At 54.4% G+C, this 6,804-nt stretch carries 7 protein-coding genes; 3 read left to right on the forward strand and 4 right to left on the reverse strand.

Annotated features, from left to right (window positions below; translation table 11 throughout):
• Nucleotides 1-165 precede the first annotated feature (165 nt).
• Nucleotides 166-378, forward strand: coding sequence for a hypothetical protein (locus tag ACH2EH_RS00925; RefSeq protein ID WP_395137897.1), 213 nt, complete (start codon nucleotides 166-168; stop codon nucleotides 376-378).
• Nucleotides 379-393: 15 nt separating this feature from the next.
• Nucleotides 394-1,125 carry a hypothetical protein gene (locus ACH2EH_RS00930; RefSeq protein ID WP_395137899.1) on the forward strand — a complete coding sequence of 244 codons (732 nt, stop codon included), beginning with the start codon at nucleotides 394-396 and terminating at the stop codon, nucleotides 1,123-1,125.
• A 56-nt stretch (nucleotides 1,126-1,181) separates the two neighbouring features.
• Here the strand turns inward: ACH2EH_RS00930 and ACH2EH_RS00935 are convergent, their stop codons facing one another.
• The 4 genes from ACH2EH_RS00935 to ACH2EH_RS00950 form a co-directional block, all read right to left on the reverse strand.
• Entirely contained in the window at nucleotides 1,182-2,081 is a 900-nt protein-coding gene (locus ACH2EH_RS00935) for a replication-relaxation family protein (protein ID WP_395137901.1), read from the reverse strand.
• 1 nt (nucleotide 2,082) lies between these two features.
• Entirely contained in the window at nucleotides 2,083-4,191 is a 2,109-nt protein-coding gene (locus ACH2EH_RS00940) for a type IV secretory system conjugative DNA transfer family protein (protein WP_395137903.1), read from the reverse strand.
• A 242-nt stretch (nucleotides 4,192-4,433) separates the two neighbouring features.
• On the reverse strand, nucleotides 4,434-5,072 hold the full coding sequence (locus ACH2EH_RS00945) for a hypothetical protein (RefSeq protein ID WP_395137905.1): 639 nt from the start codon (nucleotides 5,070-5,072) through the stop codon (nucleotides 4,434-4,436).
• A 103-nt stretch (nucleotides 5,073-5,175) separates the two neighbouring features.
• A complete protein-coding gene (locus ACH2EH_RS00950) occupies nucleotides 5,176-6,102 on the reverse strand; it encodes a hypothetical protein (RefSeq protein ID WP_395137907.1) in 927 nt (308 codons plus the stop codon).
• A gap of 188 nt (nucleotides 6,103-6,290) precedes the next feature.
• Here ACH2EH_RS00950 and ACH2EH_RS00955 point away from each other — a divergent pair.
• Nucleotides 6,291-6,804 (forward strand): ExeA family protein (locus ACH2EH_RS00955; protein WP_395137909.1); only part of this gene is annotated, 514 nt, incomplete at its 3' end.

A 6,804-nucleotide genomic window follows, 5' to 3' on the forward strand; every position in this document is an offset into this window, starting at 1 on the left:
GTCGCGATTCTCCAGAGTTTTTCTCTTTTGCATCCCAATAGGATTGAAGAAAAAGCGGATACAAACCACGGGAATAATCACACAGTATAAAACACCACGGGATATATACATGGTAAAATAACCAATCTGTAAAAGCCATGCGGAGTGGCTTGGGAGGAGCAAGCGATGGTCAGTATCAAGGTGGTTTCAGAAGCAACGGGAAACGTGGTGCACATGAGTCGGGTCGTGGTCTATTCTGGGGGAAACCACGAGAAGTACACAGACGATAAAGGGATCGCTCACTTTGAGAGCGTTGCACCAGGAAGCCATACAGTTTACATAGACGGCAAGGACAAGGGCGTTCAAGCGCTTTCTGGCGTCACCACTTTTTACATCTGAAAGGAGAATATCAAAATGTCTATACAGCAATCGCAATCTTCGAAGGAAGTAGACGTCATCATTTCCCTGCTTGAAGATGTAGAAGGGCAAGCTGATAGGCTTGCTTCCTACGCTCCCGAGAATCAAGAGCAAGTAAAAACAACTATCGCGAATGTAGAATCTCTGATTAGCGGCGATCTACGAATCGCCTACAAACAATCCAATTCCCTTACCGGAGAAGAGGCTAATTTCTGTCGTGCCATGTGCCTGTTTACCGAGGCAGACCTCCGCCGAAGATTCCACTCAACTCAAGGCGGAGCGCGTGGAAAGCAGGCGGCGAAGGACGCTACCAGGCTGGCCGAAGAATCGCTTGCACTATTTGACGATCCAGATCACCATCAGATATTGGGACTTTTATATACGCACCAAGAGATGTGGGACAAAGCCAGAGTTGCCTATGAGAAGGCTTCAAAGAGTGATGATCCCGCGATCGCTACCGAGTCACAAAAGGAATTGCTCCGACTGAAAGAAAAACAACACGCGGCAACCGATCCCATGTTGCGAATGGAGAGCTTCGCCAAGCAATGGGTGGACTTTACTAAGAGATACCCACGCGCTTTACGCCATGCCGTCGTTGCGCTCATCTCTTTTACGATTTCTCAACTGCATAAAGAGCGTGACATCATTTGGCTTTTCTTTGTTCTAGTTGCTTTGAATCAATTTTGCACGAGCATCTATTGGTTCTATAAGATAAAGTTTCGCAGATGAAAATCTCCACTTTCTACCAGAAATCCTTGGACAAAAATCACATCGGCGGCTCCAGTCTACAGTAAGGCACAGGACTGAGACTGCCCTGCGACCAGCCACACAGAGTCGTGTAGCCCGGTCTGCTCCAGGGTTTGCGCGGTTATCAACCAGAACTTTCCCGCGAGGCGCTCATCACCGGCAAGCTCGGCGATGAGGGCAGCAAGACGGTCTCGACGGGGTTCATCAGGGCACAGCACTAACACGCGAGCGTTCTTGTAGCCAGTGCTTTCCAGTAGCTTCCCTGAGCTGAACAGGGCATGGTAACGGGTGAGTTTCTCCGCCCAGCGCGTTTTGCCGCGCTCCGTCCCCCTATCCACTTCGACCAAGCCAACTAACACTACCGGGCGCTCGTCCTGGGTGATCTCGAAGACGAACCAAGCATCCGGCTTGAGGAGTTGCTTCTCCCCAAGCTCCAGGGTTGCACCTATGCCATCCTCCCAGCGAAGCGTTCGCCCGACCTCCCTATAGGCCATGCCCTCAAGCCAGACGCGCACATCACGAACGAGCAACTCATGCCGCAGGAAGAGGCCATTTTTGGGGTTGTAGGCAGGGTAGCTGTGGCCGAGATAGCGACTATCCACGACGCCAAGCTCGACTAGGGCTCGCACCGCTAGGGCTGTTGGCACATAGAGATTCGGCGCACTCCCATAAAGCAGCGTCTCATCGGCAGAAGCACCTTCTGGCGCAAGAGCCGCCCGTGAGACGGCCACGACCTCGACGAGCCCCGAGTCGAAGAGCAGGCGCATCTGCCTGCGCGTCCCCTTAGGGGAGAGCTGCCCAAGGGAAACAAGCTGAGGCAGTGAGAGCACCCGACACTCAACCAGAAACCGCAGCAACTTGCGCTTTATCGGCGTGAGTGCGACCAGTGGCTTCGCCGACGAGCTACGACGATAGCGAGACGTGCGCGAAGTTGACATGCTAGGCAAGGCTTCCATCGTTATCCACCTCCCCACTCTCGGGTAATGCCAGAACCATTTTTCCAGGGCCGACTCGTGGGGCACTACTACTTGCTACAGTCCGCCGTGGCTGTTTTGACCTTCCAGACCGCCCTCCCTTCTCCTCATCTTGCATTGCCACAATGTCAGCCCCAACCTCTTCAAGACGACTGACTTCACTGCGACGCGCCTGATAGATTCGCTCCAAGTCGGGGACTGTCTGTCCACTTGAAACGAGCGCTTCACTCAAAAACCTCTCAAAGCCCGCAGGTGTCGCTGGATCAGGCACTTTGACGACCTGGGTGATAACCGGAGCTTCTGGGGCCAGCACCACTACAGCACGAGCGGTTGGTAATTCCATCAGAAGACGCACCCACCGATCACGTCGCTCACTTTCGGTAATGCGTGTCACCACCGAGAGCTTGGGCTTAGGGAAGAGAACAGCGAGTCGCAAGGGTGCCGAACCTGCCACTCGGTACTGCTGGCGTGAGAGCCGAGCAATATATCGTCGTAGCTCAACCGGCTCGCCGGTGTCCGCAGCATGAACATAGAGCCGCGGCATCCGAGAAAGCCGAGCAAGCTCTAAGAGCCTATCTATCGGATCAAACTCCCAGATCTCGGGCAGCTCTTCCCAAGAAGGTGTGGACTTTTCCCAGCCGTCTGGTAGCTTCTCCCACGGCATCACAAAATCGGTCTCGTACTTTGGTAGCTGAACGATTCGTCCCAGTAAGAAATCCTTCCATGCTCCATTTGAGAGTCGTAGCTCGTTACCCCATGCATCCAAAATCGGGTGCTGCATTGCCGTCCATGGCCCAATCATTTCCCCCGTCTTTACATCTTTCTTTAGCTGACTGGTGGCTTCAACCGTCACAACCTCACCACCTGTTCCAGCAGCAAGTGAGGCGGCGATGACACGGGCATCGTCATAACCAAGTCGAAAGAAAGCTCGCACGGACGTAATGGCAAGCAGTGACTCCCGCAGCTCGTCGGAGAGCTGGCCTAGGTGCTGGCAAGCCACCAGCATCCGGAGCTTACGAGAGCGGGCAATCGCCAAAATCTGATTTACCGCATTTCCAATAAACTTCCCGGAGACTCCCATCTCATCAAGCGAGAGGCACACCGGCACCGGGCCATCAACACGCATCGCGGTGCGATAGAGCTGCCAGGCAAGCATTCCGCCGAGCAGCCGGGCACCTTCATCTCCCAGTGTTGTCTGATCCAGATTCACCAGAACTAGGCGCTGACGCTGCCAGAGCGACGCAATATCCAGAGTGTTCTTCTCGGCGCACAGGAGCGAGCGCAGAAAGCCAGAGCGCAAGAACTCACGAAGCTTGTTCATCACGGGAGCCACTGCCGAAGAGCGCTCCGACTTTCCCCAGTTGGCAAACTCCGCCGTGAAGTATTCGTGCGCTTCCTGATAGGCAATGGGGTCGGGCTGCTCGACTTCTTGAGTGAGTAGACCCTCGCGATACTCGTCTCGCTGGAGAAAACGAGCAAGCTCATAAATCGAAAGCCGATGGGTTGCGATGATCAGCAGGGCGTTCGTTAAGAGATCCTGCATTCGCGGTCCCCACGACGATGTGCTCTGAGCAAGTACCGAAACGAAGTCCGCCGCCGCTTGCCCTGGCGGTGTCCCCGTTTGCTTGTAGTCCAGTGGATTCCAGCCCGGAACGCCTGCAAGGTTCGCGTTTCCCGGCATGAGCATCGTCACCTGATCGGAGGTAATTCCGGCCTTCTGCGCCATGAGCAGGACGTGCTTTATGGTCTCAAGTTTGGGGTCCATCATCACCACGGAACACCCCGCTTTCAGTTGCTCATAAAGAAGCTGCATGGCAAGCCGGGTCTTTCCGCTTCCGGTTGCGCCACACACTACAGCATGACGCGCAAGCTGTTCATGACTTGCTGCAACGATGGAAATCTTGTCGTTTGGCCCGGTGTGACGTGGCATCGGCAGCTCGAGTTTTTCGCAGGCATGGGCGCGGAGCCATGGCTGATCGACGTGCGGAATCAGCTCGGGGTCGTCAGAGACGACGCGGAATCGTGTGCTGGATTGCTGGGAGTCGTGGAGTATTCGAGTGCCGATTCGAATCATGAGGTTTTGGTTTCCAGAGTGAGAGCCAGTGATGCGAAGTCATGTTTTCGCAGGTGTGCTGGATTTGAAAAAACGAGAGGGATGAGCATGAGGACGAATAGAGTCCGAAGGCTAAGAGCTATGAGGAATGGAGAAGACAGTTACAGCCCGAAAAAGCCACTTTTTCCTCGACAGGGTGCCTCTACAGGTGGGTTATTAACTGACCCTCCGATAGGACACCCCATTGCCCACCCGATAGGACACTAGGACATGGTTCGTCGCAGTGCTCGAATGCGCGTCTCCACCTCGTCAGCAACGTACTTTGGAAGCCGATCATGCAGCTCTGAAAGATAGGCTTTCATACCTTCTTCCCCCGCTAGCCCCGCTGGAATATTCGATACGGCTTTAAGGGCAAGAGCCTCGATTTGCTGATCGGAGATATGCACACTCAGCGGTGGATCTCCCGGTTTGGGTGGGAATGGCCGAGGAACGCCATCGTCTTGCCCGATACCGAGACTATCCATATCAGCTTGGAGTCGAACCCCTCGTGCATGAGTAACAGCAGTGCGTCCGAGTTCACCGTCGCGCTCTCCAGTAAACACCGTGCTCCGTAGATCGATCTGGGCCTGCGCGGTTCGGCGCTGCTCAAAGAGCACCGCCTGTTGTGCCTTGAGCTTGCGGATGGCAGGCTCCTTCATCTTCTCCTCAAGCCACGCCTCCCACTTGAGACGAGCAATCCCAAAGAGACCGCCCCGACGTGCGGCGCGCATCTCTTCCTCCAAACGCCCAATACCACCATCCAGATCGAACGCCTCATGTTGCTCGATCACCCTACCCCGTGGCCGAAGCCCCTGGGGAAGTACCGCGAGGTTCCCCTTGGACTCGGAATCCTTGATTGACATATTAAGTAGCCGCTCCCTTCTCGCTGCCATAGTGCGGCAGTAGTGGGCATACTGTAATGTCATCGCAGAGTCGGATGCAACGTCTATCTGTGCTTAAACGTGCTTAAACTACGGCGGAAGCTGAAAGAAGCTGATACATGATCTTCGCATGAAAATCGCTTGGCACAACAAACCTGGCTCCTTCGATCTTCCCGTCCATAAGATCAAGATAGAGCTGGCGGTATCCCTGCCGAAATGGCCCATGCAATTGAATGTACTGGAAAGCCTCGCCACCATAACTGAGCGCCATCGTCCTCCCCTCCTCACGCTCACAGTCATAGATGGTAACGGAGCTAAGGCAGTAGGAAGCAGGCAGGATAGCAAACTGGAGAATATGCTTTCGGGAATACGCTTCCAAGCGCATCCAAGCTTTCTGAATGTGCTCCTGCTTGAGTGGACGATCCCGCTCCCCCAGTTCTTCATAGGCCGATTCAGAAACCACAACCGACAAAAACGCGAAAATATCTTCGTCATCCGCAAATGCCAGCAGATGCCTTTGGCGGAAGTTGGTAGGCATTTCGCGACCGGAGAGCCCATAGGAGGCGATAAACATTCGGACCAAAGCGAGCCCATCTTTGGTTGTTATGACCTCTCGGATATAGGGGACAATCGCAAACGTACTCCCTATGTCCTCACCCACCAACCACTTCGCTCCGCTCGTTGTCTGGTAAGGATGGCGACGTACCTTTTCAACCATGTACAGCGCATAATCGAACTTCCCAGTAAGTTCCTCCAGCTTGTCAGGTACACGTTGTTGAATGCGCTCAACAACTGCTTGACGGAGCGCAACCGCACGTTCTTTCTTGAAGGGGCGAGATCCCACCAGGCCTTGCTGGATCATAGGCACGAGCGATTCCTTTTTCGTTGGCACCAACTCATACACCATGACCGCTTGGGCAAGATCACCCAGAGAAGCAAACAAGGGTTGCCCGTCCGTTGTTTCGACCTGATCCTCCAGAAGCAGTCGCCGCAAGGCCAGCTGATAGGGCATGTATTTACGTTTAGTAGGTCGAGCCATTGGTGTGCCAAAAGAATACCTCAACTAACTGCCCTAAGGGTGCCCTGGCAAAAAGACGATACTATCCGGTACAATACTGTAATCAGATTACAGTGGTGGGCGCAGGAAGGTAGGCGAGTTTCGCTGTATCAGACTCCAGCCCTCCCAGAAAGGAAGGTAGTGTGTACTTAGAGTTTTTTGGACTGACGGAGGCACCGTTCTCCGTACAGCCTGATCCAAAATTTGCCTATCCAAGTCAGGAGCATAAAATCGCCATCGCCAAGATGCGCTATGCTGCTGACCAGAAGCGCGGTCTTGCGGTTCTGACGGGTCCTGTCGGCGCAGGCAAGACAACCGTGGCCAACCAGCTCCTCGTGACTTGGGAGGAGGACAAGACCAAGACAGTAGCTTTTCTCCCTGCTGCCTCGATGCGTACCCCTGCGGCGTTTTTGCGAGCAGTTCTGGAGGCGTTCGATCAGAAGCCAACCAGGACAGCGGCAGACAACCAGCGCTTCCTAGAGCTCTTCTTGCTCTCGGAATACAAGGAGGGTCGTCACTGCGTTCTTCTCCTGGACGAAGGGCAGAACGTCTCCCCAGACAACATTGACACCATCGCCGAGCTTACCAACTTCCAGACCGCCAAGAGCAAGCTCATCACGATTGTGATGCTCGCCCAGGACAACCTCCCCAACAAGC

It is taken from the genome of Armatimonas sp. (assembly GCF_043760365.1).
GTDB lineage: Bacteria > Armatimonadota > Armatimonadia > Armatimonadales > Armatimonadaceae > Armatimonas.